This is a genomic window from Arthrobacter sp. ISL-5 (assembly GCF_018613835.1).
Lineage (GTDB): Bacteria > Actinomycetota > Actinomycetes > Actinomycetales > Micrococcaceae > Arthrobacter.
This window is the reverse complement of sequence record NZ_JAGGPM010000013.1, coordinates 22,858-41,659: the sequence shown is the minus strand read 5'-3', so window position 1 is coordinate 41,659 and position 18,802 is coordinate 22,858. Positions and strand designations below refer to the sequence as shown.

The window sequence follows — 18,802 nt, the reverse complement described above, 5'->3', positions numbered from 1 at the left end:
AGGCCCCGTACGGACTGCTGAACAGATCCGGAACGGGGCCCCTGCTGCGTAGGTGTCAGGCGCGCCGGTTACTTGGTGGCTTCGCCGAACCAGTTGGTCTCGAACTTCTTGAGGCTTCCGTCGTCGGTCAGGCGCTTCAGCGTGGTGTTGACCTGGCCGAGCATGGCGGAGTTTCCCTTCTTGACCGCGATGCCGAGCTTTTCACCGGTGGCGTAGTCCTCTACGCGCTTGAACTTGGAGTCATCCTTGATGGCGTAGCCGAGGACAGACTGGTTGCCCAGGGCGGCGTCAATGGTGCCGGCCTTGAGGGCCTGGACCAGGAGTCCCGTGTCCTCAAACTGCTGGGCGTCCAGGCCTTTGTCCTTCGCGTACTGGGCACCGGTGGTGGCCTGCTGCACGCCCACCTTCTTGCCCTTGGCGCCGTCGATGTTCGTGATGCCTGAGGCCTCAGTGGCCACGAGGGTCAGATCGTCATTCAGGTACGGGTCCGAGAAGTCCATGACGTTCTTGCGGGTGTCCGTGATGGAGATCGAGGAGATGGAAACGTCGCACTGGGTTAGGGCCGTTCCAGTCTCGATGGCTTCGAAGGAGCTGTCCACGACGTTGAGCTCGGCCTTCATGTCCTTGGCCAGCTCGCCCGCGATGTCCATGTCGAAGCCGACGATCTTGCCCTCCTTCTGGAACTCGAACGGCTCGTAAGGGACGTCGGAGCACACCGTGAGCTTGCCGGCATTGATCAGCTGCACCCCGCCGGTGGTGGTGGCAGCGGGAGTGGCGCCGCCGCCTCCGCATGCGGTGAGGCTGAGGGCCCCGACGGCTAGGATTGCGGCTGCCTTGGCGCTGAGCTTGGCCGTGGCAAGGGACTTGAGCTGCATTTTCTTACCTTTTGTTGCAGGGGTATGCGGACCTAAATCGGTTTATAGTGTACCGCCGAACACGAGAGGTACATCACAGAAAACTAAGTTTCACTATTGGATAACTAAATCACACTGTAATTCAAGACCTTCGGCGGCCCGCGTGTCTGTAATCCCGGATTCCCGGCCGCCCGACCGCCGTCTGGCCCCGCCGCCCGCCCGCCGGCTGAGCATAGGCTAGCTGATGATGCCCAGCGATTCGAGCATCGGGCGGAACTTGGCCCAGGTCTCCGCCAGCTCGGCCTCCGGGTGCGACCCCTCGACTATTCCGCAGCCGGCATATAACCGCACGGTGTTCGGCGATTCGATGACGGCGCCGCGCAGGGCGATGCCCCATTCGCCGTTCCCCGCGGCATCGAGCCACCCCACCGGCCCGGCATACGGCCCGCGGTCCAGGTGCTCGAGTTTGCGGATCAGGGCGCCGGCCACTTGCGTGGGGGTGCCGCACACGGCCGCCGTGGGGTGGAGGGCATTGATCAGCGCCAGGCAGGTGGGGACGTGCCCCTCCACCTCGGTGAGCTCTGCCTTGACGTCCGATGCCAGGTGCCACACATTGGGCAGCTCCAGGATGAACGGTTCGCTGTGCGCGTTCATGGCCTCGGAGAAAGGCGCGAGCTGAGTGGTCAGCGACTGGATCGCGATCTCGTGTTCGTGCCGCTGCTTCTCGGACCCGGCGAGGACCCGCTCGGCATAGTCCAGGGGCAGCCCGGCCTCGCCCACGGCGTCGAGGCGGTCCAGCGTTCCCGCCAGCACGCGCGCCTGGGCAGTGCGGCCCTCCACCTGGATCAGCATCTCCGGCGTCGCGCCCACAAGCCCGTCCACGCCATACGTCCAGCATTCGCGGTACCGCACCGCCAGCTGCCGCAGCACTTCGGCGGCATTGACGCCCTCCGGCACCGTGGCCACCACGTCCCGGGCCAGCACCAGCTTTTCCAGCCGTCCCGTCCGGATCTCGGCAACACCGGCGGCGACGGCGGCCATCCAGTCCTCTTCGCTCAGGGACCCGGTCTCCAGCGTGGCGGGGTGTGAAAGTTCGACGGCGGCACCCGCCTCCGCGGGCACCCCGCCGCCGGAAGCGCCGCCGGAAGCGCCGCCGGAAGCGGCGCCGGCGGCAGCGCCACTTGAAGCAGCAGTCGACTCCAGCCACCCCTCCAGGGCGGCGAGGGCGCCCGCTTCGGTGAGTTCGCCGTCGTCGGCCGTGATCTGGGTGAGCCAGGTGCGGCCGTCACGGACGCCCACCACGATCTCCGGCACGATCAGCCGGGATTCATGGGCGGAAACCTTGGAGAACGCGAAGGAGCCGAACGCGACGGGGCCGGTGCCGGGGCACTCCACGTGGTCGGTGATGTCGGCCTCGATGACCAGGTGCCGCCACCAGATGTCCGCCTCGAGGAAGCGCTCCGGGCCCGTGGCCGTGAACCGGGCGACCTCGCCGAAGCCCACCAGGCCGGCCTCGCGGCGGGTCCAGCAGAGGACATCGTCCCGCACCAGATACGACGGCAGCCCCCCGGGAGTCGATTCTCCATCCAAAGGGACTGTCAAGGTGCGGAGCGTTCTGGTCATGATGGGTCAACAGTACTCCGCGCGGCAAACTTCGGTAGAAAACAGCAACTTCGGCCGCCCGCCTCGCCGGGGCTTACCGCTTCCCGCCGGCAGCGGCAAGTACCTGACGGTAGATTCGGGTAGATTGTCAGGGTGAACCGAGCATCCTTGGATAAGCGTCCGGACGAAGTAGCCACGATGTTTGACGACGTCGCACCGAAGTACGACGTCGTCAACGATGTCCTGTCGATGGGGCAGACGCGCCGGTGGCGCAAGGTTGTGGTCGAGGCCATGGATGTGCGGCCGGGCCAGCGAGTGCTGGACCTGGCGGCCGGAACCGGGACCTCCAGCGAGCCATATGCCGATGCCGGCATAGACGTGGTGGCCTGCGACTTCTCCCTCGGCATGCTCAAGGTGGGCAAGCGCCGCCGCCCCGACATCGACTTCATCGCCGGTGACGCGACCAACCTGCCGTTCGCGGACAACACGTTCGACGCCACCACCATCTCCTTCGGCCTGCGCAACGTCAACGAGCCCAAGAAGGCCCTGGCCGAAATGCTCCGCGTCACCAAACCCGGCGGGAAGGTGGTCATCGCCGAGTTCTCCCAGCCGGTGGTCCCGCTGTGGCGCACTATGTACACCGAATACCTCATGCGGGCCCTCCCGGCCATCGCCGTCAAGGTCTCCTCGAACCCGGACGCCTACGTCTACCTCGCCGAGTCCATCCGCGCCTGGCCGGACCAGGACCACCTGGCCGCGTGGCTGCAGGAATCCGGCTGGCAAGACGTCACCTACCGCAACCTCAGCGGCGGCATCGTTGCGGTCCACCGCGCCCACAAGCCCCTTGATTCAACGCCCGACGGCGGGGCTGCCGCCATCGCCGCCCACACCGGCCCGGTGGCCAAGCTGCGCCGCAACATCCCGCGTTCCGCCCGCTGACACTGTGAAAGTACTGATTGTCGGCGCGGGTCCGGCCGGGTCCACCGCTGCATATTACCTCGCCAAGGCCGGCATCGACGTCACGGTGCTGGAAAAAACCAGCTTTCCGCGCGAAAAGGTCTGCGGCGACGGCCTCACGCCGCGGGCAGTCCGGGAGATCCAGAAGCTCGGCCTGCCTCACCACCAGGAGGACGGCTGGCGCCGGAACAAAGGCCTGCGCCTGCTCGCTGGCGGCCGCTCCATCGAACTGCCCTGGCCCGAGGTGTCCGACTTTCCGCAGTACGGGCTGATCCGCACGCGGCTCGGATTCGACGAGGAACTGGCCCGGCACGCCCAGGCCGCGGGCGCCGTCGTGCTGGAACGCCACAGCGTCACCGAAGCGCTCCGCAGCGAGGACGGCCGGGTGACCGGCGTCCGCGCAGCGCTCCTGGACGAGTCCGGACGCAAGACGGGGGAGACGCTCGACTTTACCGCCGACGTCGTCCTCGCAGCGGACGGAAACTCCACCCGCACCGCCGTGTCCCTCGGCATCCAGAAGCGCGACGACCGACCCCTTGGCGTCGCCGTGCGCACGTACTTCACCTCCCCGCGCCACGACGACGACTGGATGGAGGGCTGGCTGGAGCTTCCGGGCCGCGACGGCAAGCTGCTGCCCGGCTACGGCTGGGTGTTCGGCGTGGGCGACGGCACCTCCAACGTGGGCCTCGGCATCCTCAACTCGTCCAAGGAATTCGGCAAGCTGGACTACAAGCAGGTGCTCCGCGAGTGGACCGCCGGCATGCCTGCCGAATGGGGCTTCACTCCGGAAAACCAGGTGGGCGAGATCCGCGGTGCCGCCCTGCCCATGGGCTTCAACCGGACGCCGCACTACTCGCCGGGCCTGCTGCTCCTCGGCGACGCCGGCGGCATGGTGTCCCCGTTCAACGGCGAGGGCATCTCCTACGCCATGGAGTCCGCCCGCTTTGCGGCCGAGTTCATCATCGACTGCACCGCCCGCTCCGCTTCTGCCGGCTGGTCCACGCACGACGCCGATGCCCGCCTCGCGGGGTACGCGGACTACGTGCGCAAGCAGTGGGGGTCGCACTTCACGCTGGGCCGGGCCTTTGCCGCGCTGATCGGCAAGCCCGCGGTGATGAAGCTCGCGCTGCGGACCGGAATGCCCGTCCCCGTGCTCATGCGCTTCGTGGTCCGGCTCCTGGCCAACCTGACCGATCCGGCCGCCAAGGGGTTCGAAGACCGCGTGATCAGGGTCCTGGAACTGCTGGTGCCCGCCACGTCCAATACGTCCGCCCATGCCCCGTCAGGCCTCAAATCAGCGGTTTCCGCAACAAAAAGTTAGGGTTAACCCGTGACCAACTCCGCGAACCACAGCTGGACGCATGCCGGGCATGGCCTGCCGGCCTCCGAACCCAGCCTCAACACCACCGCCATCGCCACCGGGCTCCAGCTGCCGGCAGGCTTCGCGGCCATCGCGGGGGACCCCGAACTCGGGCCCGCGATCACCAACAACCTGGCCCGCGTGGAGAAGAAGCTGCGCGAAGCCATCGCCAACTCGGACCCCCTGGCTGACGCAACGTCGCGTCACCTCGTGGAAGCCGGCGGCAAGCGCATCCGCCCCCTGCTGACCTTGCTCTGCGCCCACCTCGGTGACGCCTCGCTGCCCGCGGTGGTGCAGGCCGCCGTCGTCGTGGAACTGACGCACCTGGCCACGCTGTACCACGACGACGTCATGGACTCGGCCCCCTTCCGCCGCGGTGCCCCCACGGCGCACGAGGTCTGGGGCAACTCCGTGGCTGTCCTCACCGGCGACCTCATCTTCGCCCGCGCATCGATCCTCGTCTCCGAGCTGGGCTCCCGCGCCCTGGGCATCCAGGCCCGCACTTTTGAGCGGCTGTGCCTGGGCCAGCTGCACGAAACCGTGGGCCCCCGCCCGGACGAGGACCCGGTGGAGCACTACCTGTCGGTCATCGCGGACAAGACCGGTTCCCTGGTGGCGGCCTCCGGCCAGTTCGGCGCCATCTTCTCCGGCGCCGACGAAGCCTACGAGCACGTCCTGGTGGAATACGGCGAAAAGGTGGGCGTGGCCTTCCAGCTGGCCGACGACGTCATCGACGTCACCGGTGTCAAGGTCAAGTCCGGCAAGTCCCCGGGAACGGACCTCCGCGAAGGCGTCCCCACCCTGCCGGTGCTGCTCCTGCGCAACGCCGCGACGCAGGGCGACCAGTCCGCCGTCGAGCTTCTCAAGCTGATCGACGGCGACCTCTCCTCCGACGAGGCCCTCGCCGAAGCCGTGGCCGGCCTGCGCGAGCACCCCGTGACCGCGGAGTCGTGGGTGGTCGCCCGCGCCTGGGCCGACGAAGCCATCGCCGCGCTGGCGCCGCTGCCCGAGGGCGTGGTGAAGGATTCACTGACCAGCTTCGCCCGGGCCGTGGTGGACCGCGCGAGCTAGGCCCACGGCCTCCCCGGCCTGGACCGAGCAGGCTTAAACGGAACGGCCCCGGTTCCCTGCAGCGTTACGAGTCATACGCTGCATGGAACCGGGGCCGTTTCTCCGTTCGCATCAGATCCACCGGAGGCATTTAGTGGATCCATGAAACAGTCTATGACACGTTTGTCACACAATTCAAATCTGCTGTTAACGGGCGTGTCACAACCCTGCGCCGTCCGTGCCGCCGTCCTGACCTTGTTTGGTCTCCGTCCTTGAAGGACACGCCGGTGGGGTGGCGCGCCGTCGGCAGTCGGCCACGAAAGTGGGTCACGGCGGACCCGGGTAGGTTGTGCACATAGGCAAGTCCATGGCTCCCCATGGCTGCCGAGCACGGGGACCGTGGGGTGATGGACCTTGCAACCTTCCTGGCGCGACGCGGCGGAGCGGCCCGGAGGAGCGACCTCCTGCGCGCCGGCTTCCTCCGGCCCGCGCTCGAGGCTGCCGTCGACGCCGGGCGGCTGCACCGGACGCTGCGGGGAGTGTACGCGCTGCATAACGCGGACGACGGCGTCCTAGCCGCCTTTAGGTTCAACGGCCGGCTCACCTGCGTGTCGGCAGCGCGGTTCTACAGCCTGTGGGCCCTGCATCCGCCGCAAGAAGTGCACCTGAGCTGCGGCAACGGTGTGCCAAAGACCGGCGTGATTGACCATGCCCCGTGCACGCACGACCCCCACCGGGCCTATCCCGTGGCGGGCCTGGCAGATGTGCTCCTTCATGCGGTGCGCTGCCTGCCGGAGCTCGAAGCGCTGGCCCTGGTGCAGTCAGCCACGGGCCGAGGCCAGATTTCCGCTGACTTCCTGAGGAACAAACTCGTCGGGAACAGGAACGGCCGCGGCCGCGCGGTGTTGGATCTGCTGATTCCGCGGGCAGACTCCGTGCTGGAGATACTGGCCCATACGCACTTTGTCCGCGCCGGCCTCAAGGTCCGCATGCACGTTCACCTGCCGGGGGTGGGCGAGGTGGATTGCCTGGTTGAGGAATGTCTGGTGGTGGAGTTGGACGGCTCCACGCACTTTGAACCTCGGCAGGTCAAGAAAGATCAGCGGCGCAACAATGCCGGCATGCTCGGGGGCCATCTCACACTGCGCTATTACTACGATGACGTGGTACATCACCCCGAAGCCATGGTGGAACAGGTCTTGGCGGTGCTCCGCCTGCGGGCATTGGGCAGGTTCGCACCCGAATGACGCCCTGGTGAGGGCCGCCGTCGTGGTGAGTGCCGCCGTCGTGACCCTCTTTGACGCCGCGGGATCCCCGACACGCAGGCTCAGCGGCGAGCCGCTGCCGGTCGGCGGCCAAACAGGGTCAGGACGGCACAGAAAGGTAAGGCAAAGGTGAGGGTCAGTCCTCGTCCTCGTTGAAGGCCCAGTCGAACATGTCGAACACGAATTCCGAGAAGGTGCCTTCTTCGCTCTTCCACTGGCCGCGGAGGTTGTTGCGGCGGTACACGATGGGGTCCGGGACGCTGAGATCGCCCATGCGGAAGCCCCAGGTGAACTGCTCCGCCTCGTCTTCAAGGAACATGAGGAAACCGTCGTCGTCCACTTCGAGTTCCTCGGGGTCCCAGAAGTAGTGGTAGGCCTCCATGAGGTCCTCGCAGCCGCCAAGGGCCAGGTAGAACTCGCGGAGCACCAGCGGAACGGCGAACTGATGTTCGGCAAGTGCGGAATCGAGCTCCTCGGCGGGCAGCCCGTCCTCTTCCTGCCATTCGTCTTCGAGATACTTCGGAACGAGCGCGCGGAACTTCTCGAGGAACATGTCAGTCATGGCTCTTATCCTAGCTAATCCCGGCCCCGTGAATTGCCGGTGTCCAGCCCCAGCCGGTGCCACCCTCGGACGGCCAGCGGAGCGTGCCACGAGCGGCGCCAGGCCAGCACCCGGAAGGCGAACACGACGGCCGCCACGGCACACGCTGAGAGGGCATTGAACGAACCCGAAACCCACAGCACGGTTGTAAGCGCGGCGCCTGTGAACGCGGGCAGGGCGTAGAGGTCCCTGGCGTCGAACAGCTGTGGCACCTCATTGGCCGTGATGTCGCGCAGCAGGCCTCCGCCCACCGCCGTCGCGACCCCCAACAGCACCGCCGCGATGGGATTCATCCCGGAGGACAGCGCCTTGAGCGTGCCCGTAATGCAGAACAGGGCCAGGCCGCCGGCGTCGAACAGAGTCAGCAGCGAGGTGAAGCGCTGCACGCTGGAGAACAGGAAATACACCAACACAGTGGCCAGCAGCGGCGGCGCGAGGTATGCGGGGTTGGTGAAGGCAGCCGGCGGCCCGGTGTTGATGATGATGTCGCGGATTACGCCGCCGCCCAGCGAAACAAGGGAGGCGAGCAGGAGGGAACCGATGATGTCGAACTGTTTCCGCGCCGCGAGCAGGGAACCGGAGACCGCAAAGAAGAAGACGCCGGCCAGGTCCAGCCATACCAGGGCGATGTCAAAAGGGAATGTCATGGAGCGTCCCGGCTAATTCAAGGGGCGGACAGGGCGGCTCCAACGTTACGCTAGCCCGTATGAACAGCCCGATCATGATCGCTTGTGCCCACGGGACCTCCAACGCCCAGGGAGCCGCCGAGGTCAACGCCCTCCGCGACGCCATCGCCGCACTCCGCCCCGGGCTCGACGTCCGCGAGGCCTACGTGGACGTGCAGCAGCCCGACCTGGTGGACGTGGTGGCGGGCCTTCCCGGGGCTCCCGGCGACCAGGCTCCCGCCCAGGCCCCCGGAGGCGGGGGAGACGGCGGACCGGCGCCCTCCGCCGTGGTGGTGCCGCTCCTGCTGAGTGTGGGATATCACGTGAAGGTGGACATCGCCCGGGCCGTCAAGAGCCGCCCGGGGACCCTCGCGGCCGCACCGCTGGGACCCGACCCCCGGCTGGCCGCCCTGCTGGACCAGCGGCTCAGGGAGGCCGGCGTCACGGACAACGACGCGATCGTCCTGGCCGCCGCCGGCTCCTCTAACCCCAACGCCGCGCTCAGCGTGGAGAAGCTCGCCGAGCAGCTCGGAGCCCTCCGGTCCAACCGGATCGAGCCCGCTTACGGGGCGTCCGCCAAGCCCTCCGTGCCCGAGGCCGTGGCCATGCTCCGCGAGGAGGCCGCCGGCGGTGCCGGGGCGGGGGAGTCCGCCGGGGCCGTTGACCTGGGCGGCCGGGTGGTTATTGCGTCGTACCTCCTCGCGCCGGGCTACTTCCACGACCAGCTCGCCAAGGCGGGCGCGGACGTCGTGACGGCACCGCTGCTGCCGTCGCCGGTGCTGGCGGAGATCGCGCTGGAGCGTTTCGACGCCGCGCTGGCCGCGCACACGGCCGCCGCCTGACGCCGCGCCGCCGATGCCCAGAGGCCGCGCCGCCGATGCACAGCCAGGCCCCGCCGCCGATGCACAGCCGGGCGGTCCGTTCAAGGCCATTCGGCGATTCATGACGAAATATTTCCCTAGGTGACTTAGCGTTTCCGGGGCCTTTGTGGCGGGTTTCCGGGCGGCCCTACAGTCGATGCATGACTGATACAGCTCTAGCCGGAGCGGCGACCGATAAGCCCGCGGAAAAGCCCGCGCGCCCGGCCCGTGCCTCCCGCCCCGCCGCAAAGCCTCACGGCCAGTGGAAGGTGGACGGAACCACCCCGCTGAACGCCAACGAAACCTGGAAGCAGGAAGACGACGGCCTCAACGTCCGCGAGCGTATCGAGTCCATCTATTCCAAGGACGGCTTCGACTCCATCGCGGGCCAGGACCTCCACGGCCGTTTCCGCTGGTGGGGCCTGTACACCCAGCGCAAGCCCGGGATCGACGGCGGCAAGACCGCCACGCTTGAGCCGCACGAGCTCGAAGACAAGTACTTCATGCTCCGCGTGAGGATCGACGGCGGTGCTCTCACCACCGAGCAGCTGCGCGTCATCGGCAACATCTCGGTCGACTTCGCCCGGGACTCCGCCGACCTCACCGACCGCCAGAACATCCAGCTGCACTGGATCCGCGTCGAGGACGTGCCGGAGATCTGGCGCCGCCTCGAAGGCATTGGCCTGTCCACCACCGAAGCCTGCGGCGACGTGCCCCGCGTCATCCTGGGCTCCCCGGTGGCCGGCATCGCCAAGGACGAAATCATCGACCCCACCCCGCTCATCGCCGAGCTGGGCGAACGGTTCATCGGCAACCCGCTGCTGTCCAACCTGCCGCGCAAGTACAAGACCGCCATCACCGGCCACCCCAGCCAGGACGTGGTACACGAGATCAACGACTTCGCGCTCGTGGGCGTCAAGCACCCCGAACTCGGCATCGGCTACGACCTCTGGGCCGGCGGAGCACTGTCCACCAACCCGATGCTGGGCAAGCGCCTCGGCGCCTTCGTCACGCCCGAGCAGGCTGCCGACGTGTGGCTCGGCGTCACCAGCATCTTCCGCGACTACGGTTACCGCCGCATGCGCACCAAGGCCCGCCTGAAGTTCCTCATGGCCGACTGGGGTCCGGAGAAGTTCCGCCAGATCCTCGAGGACGAATACCTCGGCTACAAGCTGGCCGACGGCCCCGCCGCGCCCAAGCCGTCCACCCCGGGCGACCACGTGGGTGTGCACGAGCAGAAGGACGGCAAGTTCTTCATCGGCGCCACGCCGGTGGCCGGCCGCCTGTCCGGCACCCAGCTGGTGAGGCTCGCGGACACCCTCGAGGCCCGCGGCTCGCACCGCCTGCGCACCACCCCGCACCAGAAGCTGGTTGTGCTGGACGTGCCCAAGGACGAGGTTGAGCCGCTCGTGGCAGAGCTCGACGCCCTGGGCCTCTCCGCCCGGCCGTCCGTGTTCCGCCGGGGCACCATCGCGTGCACCGGCATCGAGTACTGCAAGCTGGCCATCGTGGAGACCAAGGTCACCGCGGCCACGGCCGTTGCCGAGCTGGAGCGCCGCCTCGCCGACCTCGCGGACAGCGGCCAACTGCCCCACGCACTGTCCCTGCACATCAACGGCTGCCCCAACTCCTGCGCCCGCATCCAGACGGCGGACATCGGGCTCAAGGGCATGATGCTCCCCACGCCCGACGGCGATCCAAGCCCCGGTTTCCAGGTCCACCTGGGCGGCGGGCTGGCTTCGTCGGACCGCGAAGAGGCCGGCCTCGGACGTACCGTCCGCGGCCTGAAGGTGTACGTTGCGGACCTGCCGGACTACGTGGAACGCGTGGTGCGGAAGTTCGTGGCGGAACGCGCCGAAGGCCAGACCTTCGCCGAGTGGGCCCACGCGGCAGACGAAGAGGCACTCCAGTGAATCCCCAGCCACTCCCCAACCTCGCAAGCTCGGCCGGGGACCCCGGTGGCCGTGGCCCCTCTTTGGGAATTAACCCGGCCAGCGGCGCCGAAACCCCGGTCTCGACGACCGTGCCCAAGCGGTCCGTCGAGGAGCTCAAGGCCTTGGCCGAGGCCGGCGCCGCCGAGCTCGGCTGGGACGCCCCCGCCCGCGACGTGATCGCCTGGGTGGAGCGCAACTTCGAGATGCCCGCCGTCGCCGTCGCCTGCTCCATGGCCGACGCCGTCCTGCCGGCGCTCGTCGCGGACCAGATTCCCGGCGTCGACGTCCTGTTCCTGGAGACCGGTTACCACTTCCCGGAGACCTACGCCACGCGTGACGAGGTGGCCGCGAACCTCCGGGTCAACGTGGTGGACGTGCTTCCGGAGAACACCGTGGAACAGCAGGACCGGCTCCTCGGCAAGGACCTCTTCGCCCGCGACGCCGCCCAGTGCTGCGCGCTCCGCAAGGTGGCCCCGCTCCGCCGCACCCTCGCCGGCTACGAACTCTGGTTCACCGGCGTCCGCCGCGACGAAGCCCCCACCCGCATCAACACCCCGCTGGTCACCTTTGACGAGGCCAACGGCCTGGTCAAGGTCAACCCGGTGGCAGCCTGGACGTTCGACCAGCTGGTGCAGTACTCCGATGACAACCTCCTTCCCGTCAACCCGCTCCTCTCCCAGGGCTACCCGTCGATCGGCTGCCAGCCCTGCACCCGCAAGGTGGCCCCGGGCGACGATCCCCGCGCCGGCCGCTGGGCAGGAACCAACAAGACAGAATGCGGACTACACGTATGAGCACTTTCCTAACTGAGGAGCCCACCCTGGTGAACGACGCAGCCGTTTCAACGCGCCTCTCCAGCCTGGACACCCTCGAATCCGAAGCGATCCACATCATCCGCGAAGTCGTCGCCGAGTTCGAGAAGCCGGCCCTGCTGTTCTCCGGCGGCAAGGATTCCGTGGTCATGCTGCACCTCGCCACCAAGGCCTTCTGGCCGGGCAAGGTCCCGTTCCCGGTGCTGCACGTGGACACCGGCCACAACTTTCCCGAGGTCATCGACTTCCGCGACCGCACCGTTGAGCGCCTGGGCCTGAAGCTGGTTGTCGGCTCCGTCCAGGAGTTCATCGACCGCGGCGAGCTGGCCGAGCGCGCCGACGGCACCCGCAACCCGCTGCAGACCGTCCCGCTGCTGGATGCCATCCAGTCCAACAAGTTCGACGCCGTCTTCGGCGGCGGCCGCCGTGACGAGGACAAGGCCCGTGCCAAGGAGCGCATCCTGAGTCTCCGCGACGAGTTCGGCCAGTGGGACCCGCGCAACCAGCGCCCCGAGCTGTGGAACCTGTACAACGGCCGCCACACAGTGGGCCAGCACGTCCGCGCGTTCCCCATCAGCAACTGGACCGAGCTGGATGTGTGGCGCTACATCGAGCGCGAAAACATCGAGCTGCCCGGCCTGTACTATGCCCACGACCGCGAGGTGTTCGCCCGCGACGGCATGTGGCGCGCAGTGGGCGAGGTGTCCCAGCCCCGCCCCGACGAGGAAGTCATCACCAAGACCGTCCGCTACCGGACCGTCGGCGACATGTCCTGCACCGGCGCTGTTGAGTCAGCCGCCGCCACGGTGCGCGACGTCGTGATCGAAGTTGCCGCCTCCACCATCACCGAACGTGGCGCCACCCGTGCGGATGACCGCATTTCCGAGGCCGCCATGGAAGACCGCAAGAAGGATGGCTATTTCTAATGAGCACCGAAATTGACACCGCCCGCGCGGCTGCCCTTCTTGACGAGGCTCCGCTGAAGGACGCCACCCTCTTCCGTTTCGCGACCGCCGGATCGGTCGACGACGGCAAGTCCACTCTGGTGGGCCGCCTCCTGCACGACTCCAAGGCCATCCTCGCCGACCAGCTCGACGCCGTTGCCCGCACCTCTGCGGACCGCGGGTTCGGCGGATCGGCCGGCGGCATCGACCTGGCGCTGCTGACCGACGGCCTGCGTGCCGAGCGCGAGCAGGGGATCACCATTGACGTCGCCTACCGCTACTTCGCCACGGACCGCCGCAGCTTCATCCTGGCCGACTGCCCCGGGCACGTTCAGTACACCAAGAACACGGTGACCGGCGCGTCCACCGCGGATGCCGTCGTCGTCCTCATCGACGCCCGCAAGGGTGTCCTGGAGCAGACCCGCCGGCACCTGTCCGTGCTGCAGCTGCTGCGCGTGGCCCACGTGATTGTGGCCGTGAACAAGATCGACCTGGTGGACTTCAGCGAGTCCGTGTTCCGCGAGATCGAAGCCGACGTGCAGAAGGTGGGCCGCGAGCTCGGCCTCGGTTCCGACGGGATCGCCGACCTGCTGGTGGTTCCGGTTTCCGCGCTCGACGGCGACAACGTGGTGGAGCGCTCGGAGCGCACCCCCTGGTACACCGGCCCGGCCCTGCTCGAGGTGCTCGAGACCCTGCCCGCCGCCGACGAACTCGAAAGCCACCTGGAGAGCTTCCGCTTCCCGGTGCAGCTGGTGGTCCGGCCGCAGGGTGCACTGGCCCCCGACGCAATTGCCGGCGGGCTCGACGTCGAGAAGTACCGCGACTACCGCGCCTACGCCGGGCAGATCACCGAGGGCTCGGTCAAGGTGGGGGACGAGGTCAGCGTGCTGACCCCCGGCCAGGCCCCGCGCACCACCACGGTGACGGGCATCGACTTCGCGGGCGCTGAGCTCACCGAGGCCGTGGCACCGCAATCCGTGGCGATCCGCCTGGCCGACGAGTTTGATGTGGCCCGCGGTGACACCATCGCCGCGGCCGGCACCGTCCGCGAGAGCTCGGCCGACCTCTACGCCGCCCTGTGCTGGCTGTCGCCGAAGCCGCTCCGCGAGGGTGCCAAGGTGCTGGTCAAGCACGGAACCCGCACGGTGCAGGCGCTGGTCCGCAGCGTCAGCGGCAAGCTGGACCTCGCCACGTTCAATCTCGAGGGCGCGTCCAGCCTGGAACTCAACGACATCGGCCACGCGCAGCTCCGGCTCGCCGCCCCGCTGCCGCTGGAGAACTACCTGCACCACCGCCGCACCGGCGCGTTCCTGGTGATCGACCCGCTGGACGGCAACACGCTGGCCGCGGGCCTGGTCAAGGACCACCCGGGCGACCACGAGGACGAGCGTTACAGCATCTGATTCCTTGGAACACCAAGAGGCCTCGGCCCGGAATTATCCGGACCGGGGCCTTCTTGCTGTCCCCGCTTGACCGGCCGCGCCCCGGGCCGCGCGTGCGGGCGGGGGCCGGTCAAGCGTGGGCGAACTTCGCACCGGGGGAACGAGTCCGTGCGCAACGAACTGTTGACAGCCGCCGCCGGGTGCACAATAGTTTCTCCGTGATGGCCCGGAACGGGACATTCCCATGGCAGGCCTCCGGGCCGCGAACAGTGCGGGGACAAAGTGGCAAGCAGCATGCAGTTAAGGCAGCGACAGGAAGCACTCCTGCCGCTGCTGCGTGCTGCCGTCGAACAGCTACCCGCCACCCGCCGTCGCCATGGGTTGATTGTGAGCTAGAGCCTGTATCCAGCAGGCCTTAGCCCCGCAACCAGCAATGGTTCGGGGCTTTGTCTTTGGATCCGGACGATACCCGAACCTCTTTGTTTCACCGAAGTGCCCGCGCCGCCGAACCGCGGAACGGCCCGACGAGAGGAAATCGTGGAAACCATCAACAGCCGGCTCATCAACTGGGCATCCATCTTGGATGACAAGACCCGTGAGCAGGCCCTGGCAACCTCCCGGCTGCCCTTCATCTACCCGCATCTGGCGCTGATGCCGGACGCACACCTTGGCAAGGGCGCCACGGTCGGATCCGTCATCCCAACCCTCGGCGCCATCATCCCGGCCGCCGTTGGCGTGGACATCGGCTGCGGCATGATCGCGGTCAGGACCCAGTACTCGGTGAACGACCTGCCCCGCGACCGGAAGCGGCTGCGGGAGGCGATCGAGCGTGCCATTCCGCTGTCCGCTGGCCACAACAACCGGAGCGTCGCGATTACGGCGGTACCGAGGATCGGCGAGCTGAAGAGGCTCGCCGAGAAAGCCGGATTCAACCCCGCCCAGTACACCGGGAAATGGGAACTGCAGCTTGGCTCGCTGGGATCGGGAAACCACTTCATCGAGGTGTGCGCGGACGAGACGGACGCCGTCTGGCTCTTCCTGCACTCCGGCTCGCGGGGCGTGGGCAACCGGATCGCGCAGCACCACATCAAGGTGGCGCAGGGCGTGGCCCGGCAGAAGCGCGTCACGCTGCCGGACCCCGACCTCGCCTACCTGGAGGAGGGCACGCCCGAGTTCACCCGGTACATCAAGGAGCTGCGCTGGGCCCAGCACTTCGCCCTGCTGAACCGCGAGGAAATGATGGACCGCGTCGTCCGGCAGTTCAGCGAGTGGGTGGGCGGCAGCGTGAAGGAGAGGGAGCGGATCAACTGCCACCACAACTTCACCCAGCAGGAGACCCACTACGGCAAGTCCGTCTGGGTGTCCCGCAAGGGCGCGATCCGGGCCGAAGCCGGGGACCCTGGCCTGATTCCCGGGTCCATGGGCACGGCGTCGTACGTGGTGGAGGGATTGGGCAATGCGGTTTCGCTGAATTCCTCGCCGCACGGCGCCGGGCGGGAGTACTCCCGGACGGCGGCCCGCAAGACGTTCTCGCTGGAGGAGCTGAAGGCGGCCATGCACGGCATCGAATTCCGGGCCACCGAGGCCTTCATCGATGAGATTCCCGCTGCGTACAAGCCGATCGACGTAGTGATGCGCGACGCGGAGGACCTGGTAAAGGTGCGCCACAGGCTGCGGCAGCTCGTCAACGTCAAAGGCGACTGAACCGCGCGGGCCGCGGCCGACGTCGAGAGCGCAAGGCTCTGGACGTCGGCCGCGTGACGGTGCCAAGGTGAAGCAGTAGGCGCGAACAGTCCGGCGTCGAAGCAACGGAGGTTGGTCATGAATCTCGACGAATTGGTCTTCCACCCGTGGGCTGTGCAGGGGCCGCGCGACGTGCCTACCTTGGTCGGTGGCTCCGGGAGCTACGTCATCGACGCCAGCGGACGGCGCTACCTGGACTTCAGCTCGCAGCTGGTGTTCACGAACCTTGGTCACCAACATCCGCGCATCGTGGCTGCGATCAAGGAGCAGGCCGACCGTCTGTGCACGCTCGCACCCGGCCACGCGTCCGACGTCCGGGGAGAAGCGGCACGGCTGATTGTGGAGGTCGCGCCGGAGGGCCTCGGGCACGTGCTGTTCACCACTGGCGGGACGGAGGCCATCGAGCATTCGGTTCGGATGGCGCGCCTTTACACCGGACGGCCGAAGGTGCTCGCCGCTTACCGCTCCTACCATGGCTCGACGGCGACATCGATCCACCTCACCGGCGACCCCCGCCGCTGGGCCTCGGACACCGGCGCGGCGGGTGCCGTCCACTTCTTCGGTCCCTTCCTGTACCGGTCGGCGTTCGGGTCGAGGACCCAGGAGGAAGAGTGCGACCGGGCGCTCGCCCATCTCGAGCAGGTGATCCTCCTGGAAGGCCCGTCGACGATCGCCGGCCTGGTCCTGGAATCGGTGATCGGCAGCTCGGGCGTCATCGTGCCACCAGCCGGCTACCTGCGCGGGGTGCGGGAGCTGTGCGACCGCCACGGCATCGTCTACATCGCCGACGAGGTGATGGTCGGCTTCGGCCGGACGGGAGCCTGGTTCGGCGTCGACCACGATGGCGTGGCACCCGACCTGATGGCGTTCGCGAAGGGCGTGAACTCCGGGTACGTGCCGCTGGGCGGCGTGCTGGTCGGCGACGCGATCTACGAGATGTTCACCAAACGCCCCTACCCGGCGGGCATGACGTACAGCGGCCACCCGCTCGCCTGCGCGGCAGCCGTCGGCGCCATCAACGCCATGCGCGAGGAGGACACCGTCGCGGCAGCTGCCCGCCTCGGCACGGACATACTGGGTCCAGGACTCAGGGCGCTTGCCGAGAAGCACGAGTCAGTAGGGGACGTTCGCGGCATCGGCGGCCTCTGGACCGTCGAACTGGTCCGCAACCGGCTGACCAAAGAGCCCCTCGTGCCTGCAGGAGCCACTGGCACGGCGAACGCGCCGATGGTCTCCTTCGCCAAGGCGTGCCGGGATCGGGGCCTGTTGCCGCTGATCCAGGGCAACCGCGTCCATGTCGCCCCTCCCCTCAACGTGAATGACTCCGACGCCGCCGCGGGCCTGGCCATCCTGGACGAGGCACTGGCGGGAGCCGACACGTACGTGACGTAAACCTGGGTCCACCGAAGGGACCAGCCCGGCCGAGGACAGGAGGTTCGGATCGTCGAACACCGGCCGGCCAATGGCGCACGCTAACGCCGGTCCGAATGTGACGTTAGATGAACCCGCGTGACCCCCCGTTTCCGCTTCATTGAACGGGTTTATGACACTCCCTATGGTGAAACCATGACAAGTCCCCAGCCCGGAATGACCCGCATCGTGGCAGGAGAGAGCAACAAACCCCGCCGCAAGCGCGCCGTCGAGGTTCTGGTTGCCCTCGGCCTGGTGCTGCTCATTGCCGCCGGTGCCGTGGCGGCGTCAACGATTTCCCGCAATAGCGAAGCCCAGGCGGCCGGCGCCCCGTCGGCCACGCCGGCTGCGGAGCTGAAGCTGGGCTACTTCGGCAACATCACGCACGCCGCCGCCCTGGTGGGTGTCAAGCAGGGCTTCATCGAGAAGAACCTGGGCGGCACGAAGCTGTCCACGCAGGTGTTCAACGCCGGTCCGGCCGCGATCGAGGCGCTGAACGCCGGCGCGATCGACGCCACGTACATCGGCCCGAACCCGGCCATTAACTCGTTCGTCAAGAGCAAGGGCGAGTCCGTCAGCATCATTGCCGGCGCGGCGTCGGGCGGGGCGCAGCTGGTGGTCAAGCCGGAAATCAAGACGGCGGCGGACCTGAAGGGCAAGACCCTGGCCTCGCCGCAGCTGGGCGGCACGCAGGATGTGGCGCTGCGCGCCTGGCTGGGCAGGCAGGGCTTCAAGACCAACACCGACGGCGGCGGGGACGTGGCGATCAACCCCACCGAGAATGCCCAGACATTGAAGCTGTTCCAGGACGGAAAGCTCGACGGTGCGTGGCTGCCGGAGCCGTGGGCCTCCCGGCTGGTGCTCCAGGCCGGCGCGAAGGTCCTGGTGGACGAGAAGGACCTGTGGGACGGCTCGCTGACCGGGAAGCCGGGCGAGTTCCCCACCACCGTCCTGATCGTGAACAGGAAGTTCGCCGCCGAGCACCCGGAAACCGTGGAGGGGCTGCTCAAGGGGCACGTCGAGGCGGTGAAGTGGCTCAACGACACCCCGGCCGCCGAAAAGGCAGCGGTGGTCAACGGCGCCCTGAAGCAGGACTCCGGCAAGGCGCTGCCGCAGGACGTCATCGACCGCTCGCTGCAGAACATCGTGTTCACGGTTGACCCGCTGGCCGGGACCTTCACCAAGCTCCTGCAGGACGGCGTGGACGCCGGCACCACCAAGCAGGCCGACCTCAACGGCATCTTCGACCTCCGGACATTGAACTCCGTGGCCGAGGACAAGACCTCCGCAGCCGGGCTGGGCCAGGACTAGCCGCAGCCCGAACACGCACCACCGCACTCCAAGCATCACCCACCACGAACAA

General features: G+C 67.9%; 15 protein-coding genes and 1 pseudogene. 12 read left to right on the top strand and 4 right to left on the bottom strand.

Annotated features, from left to right (window positions below; genetic code table 11):
• Nucleotides 1–68: 68 nt before the first annotated feature.
• Together J7I89_RS06855 and J7I89_RS06850 are read right to left on the bottom strand one after the other, a co-directional pair.
• A complete protein-coding gene (locus J7I89_RS06855) occupies nt 69–875 on the bottom strand; it encodes an ABC transporter substrate-binding protein (RefSeq protein ID WP_214968536.1) in 807 nt (268 codons plus the stop codon).
• A gap of 216 nt (nt 876–1,091) precedes the next feature.
• Entirely contained in the window at nt 1,092–2,477 is a 1,386-nt protein-coding gene (locus J7I89_RS06850) for an isochorismate synthase MenF (protein ID WP_214968534.1), read from the bottom strand.
• A 132-nt stretch (nt 2,478–2,609) separates the two neighbouring features.
• On the opposite strand from J7I89_RS06850, the gene J7I89_RS06845 reads away from it, so the two are divergent.
• The 4 genes from J7I89_RS06845 (at nt 2,610) to J7I89_RS06830 (ending at nt 7,070) form a co-directional block, all read left to right on the top strand.
• Nucleotides 2,610–3,395 (top strand): demethylmenaquinone methyltransferase, encoded by a 786-nt coding sequence (locus J7I89_RS06845; RefSeq protein WP_214968532.1) that lies wholly within the window; start codon nt 2,610–2,612, stop codon nt 3,393–3,395.
• Between the two features lie 4 nt (nt 3,396–3,399).
• The gene (locus J7I89_RS06840; RefSeq protein WP_214968531.1) at nt 3,400–4,734 is read left to right on the top strand and encodes a geranylgeranyl reductase family protein; all 1,335 of its coding nucleotides are present in this window, start codon (nt 3,400–3,402) and stop codon (nt 4,732–4,734) included.
• Nucleotides 4,735–4,743: 9 nt separating this feature from the next.
• Complete coding sequence (locus J7I89_RS06835) at nt 4,744–5,844, top strand: polyprenyl synthetase family protein (protein WP_214968529.1); 1,101 nt, start codon at nt 4,744–4,746, stop codon at nt 5,842–5,844.
• A gap of 386 nt (nt 5,845–6,230) precedes the next feature.
• Entirely contained in the window at nt 6,231–7,070 is an 840-nt protein-coding gene (locus J7I89_RS06830) for a type IV toxin-antitoxin system AbiEi family antitoxin domain-containing protein (protein WP_214968528.1), read from the top strand.
• A 154-nt stretch (nt 7,071–7,224) separates the two neighbouring features.
• Here J7I89_RS06830 and J7I89_RS06825 read toward each other — a convergent pair whose 3' ends face one another.
• Nucleotides 7,225–7,650, bottom strand: coding sequence for a hypothetical protein (locus J7I89_RS06825; RefSeq protein ID WP_214968526.1), 426 nt, complete (start codon nt 7,648–7,650; stop codon nt 7,225–7,227).
• Nucleotides 7,651–7,664: 14 nt separating this feature from the next.
• Nucleotides 7,665–8,336 carry a trimeric intracellular cation channel family protein gene (locus J7I89_RS06820; protein WP_214968524.1) on the bottom strand — a complete coding sequence of 224 codons (672 nt, stop codon included), beginning with the start codon at nt 8,334–8,336 and terminating at the stop codon, nt 7,665–7,667.
• Nucleotides 8,337–8,395: 59 nt separating this feature from the next.
• Between J7I89_RS06820 and J7I89_RS06815 the strand changes: the two genes are divergently transcribed.
• From J7I89_RS06815 to J7I89_RS06780, 8 genes and pseudogenes are all read left to right on the top strand, one after another.
• Nucleotides 8,396–9,196, top strand: coding sequence for a sirohydrochlorin chelatase (locus J7I89_RS06815; protein WP_214968522.1), 801 nt, complete (start codon nt 8,396–8,398; stop codon nt 9,194–9,196).
• Nucleotides 9,197–9,375: 179 nt separating this feature from the next.
• Nucleotides 9,376–11,127: a nitrite/sulfite reductase gene (locus tag J7I89_RS06810; RefSeq protein WP_251045026.1), complete on the top strand. Its 1,752-nt coding sequence runs from the start codon at nt 9,376–9,378 to the stop codon at nt 11,125–11,127.
• A gap of 62 nt (nt 11,128–11,189) precedes the next feature.
• Nucleotides 11,190–11,942 carry a phosphoadenylyl-sulfate reductase gene (locus J7I89_RS06805; protein ID WP_251045043.1) on the top strand — a complete coding sequence of 251 codons (753 nt, stop codon included), beginning with the start codon at nt 11,190–11,192 and terminating at the stop codon, nt 11,940–11,942.
• On the top strand, nt 11,939–12,886 hold the full coding sequence (gene cysD / locus J7I89_RS06800) for a sulfate adenylyltransferase subunit CysD (protein WP_214968521.1): 948 nt from the start codon (nt 11,939–11,941) through the stop codon (nt 12,884–12,886). The genes J7I89_RS06805 and cysD overlap by 4 nt, the downstream gene beginning before the upstream one ends.
• On the top strand, nt 12,886–14,307 hold the full coding sequence (locus J7I89_RS06795) for a sulfate adenylyltransferase subunit 1 (protein ID WP_251045025.1): 1,422 nt from the start codon (nt 12,886–12,888) through the stop codon (nt 14,305–14,307). Before cysD ends, J7I89_RS06795 begins: the two co-directional genes overlap by 1 nt.
• 516 nt (nt 14,308–14,823) lie before the next feature.
• Nucleotides 14,824–15,990 (top strand): RtcB family protein, encoded by a 1,167-nt coding sequence (locus J7I89_RS06790; RefSeq protein ID WP_214968519.1) that lies wholly within the window; start codon nt 14,824–14,826, stop codon nt 15,988–15,990.
• A gap of 72 nt (nt 15,991–16,062) precedes the next feature.
• A pseudogene (locus J7I89_RS06785) lies at nt 16,063–17,421 on the top strand (aspartate aminotransferase family protein); the annotation flags it as partial.
• Between the two features lie 174 nt (nt 17,422–17,595).
• Entirely contained in the window at nt 17,596–18,750 is a 1,155-nt protein-coding gene (locus J7I89_RS06780) for an ABC transporter substrate-binding protein (protein WP_214968515.1), read from the top strand.
• Nucleotides 18,751–18,802: the final 52 nt, after the last annotated feature.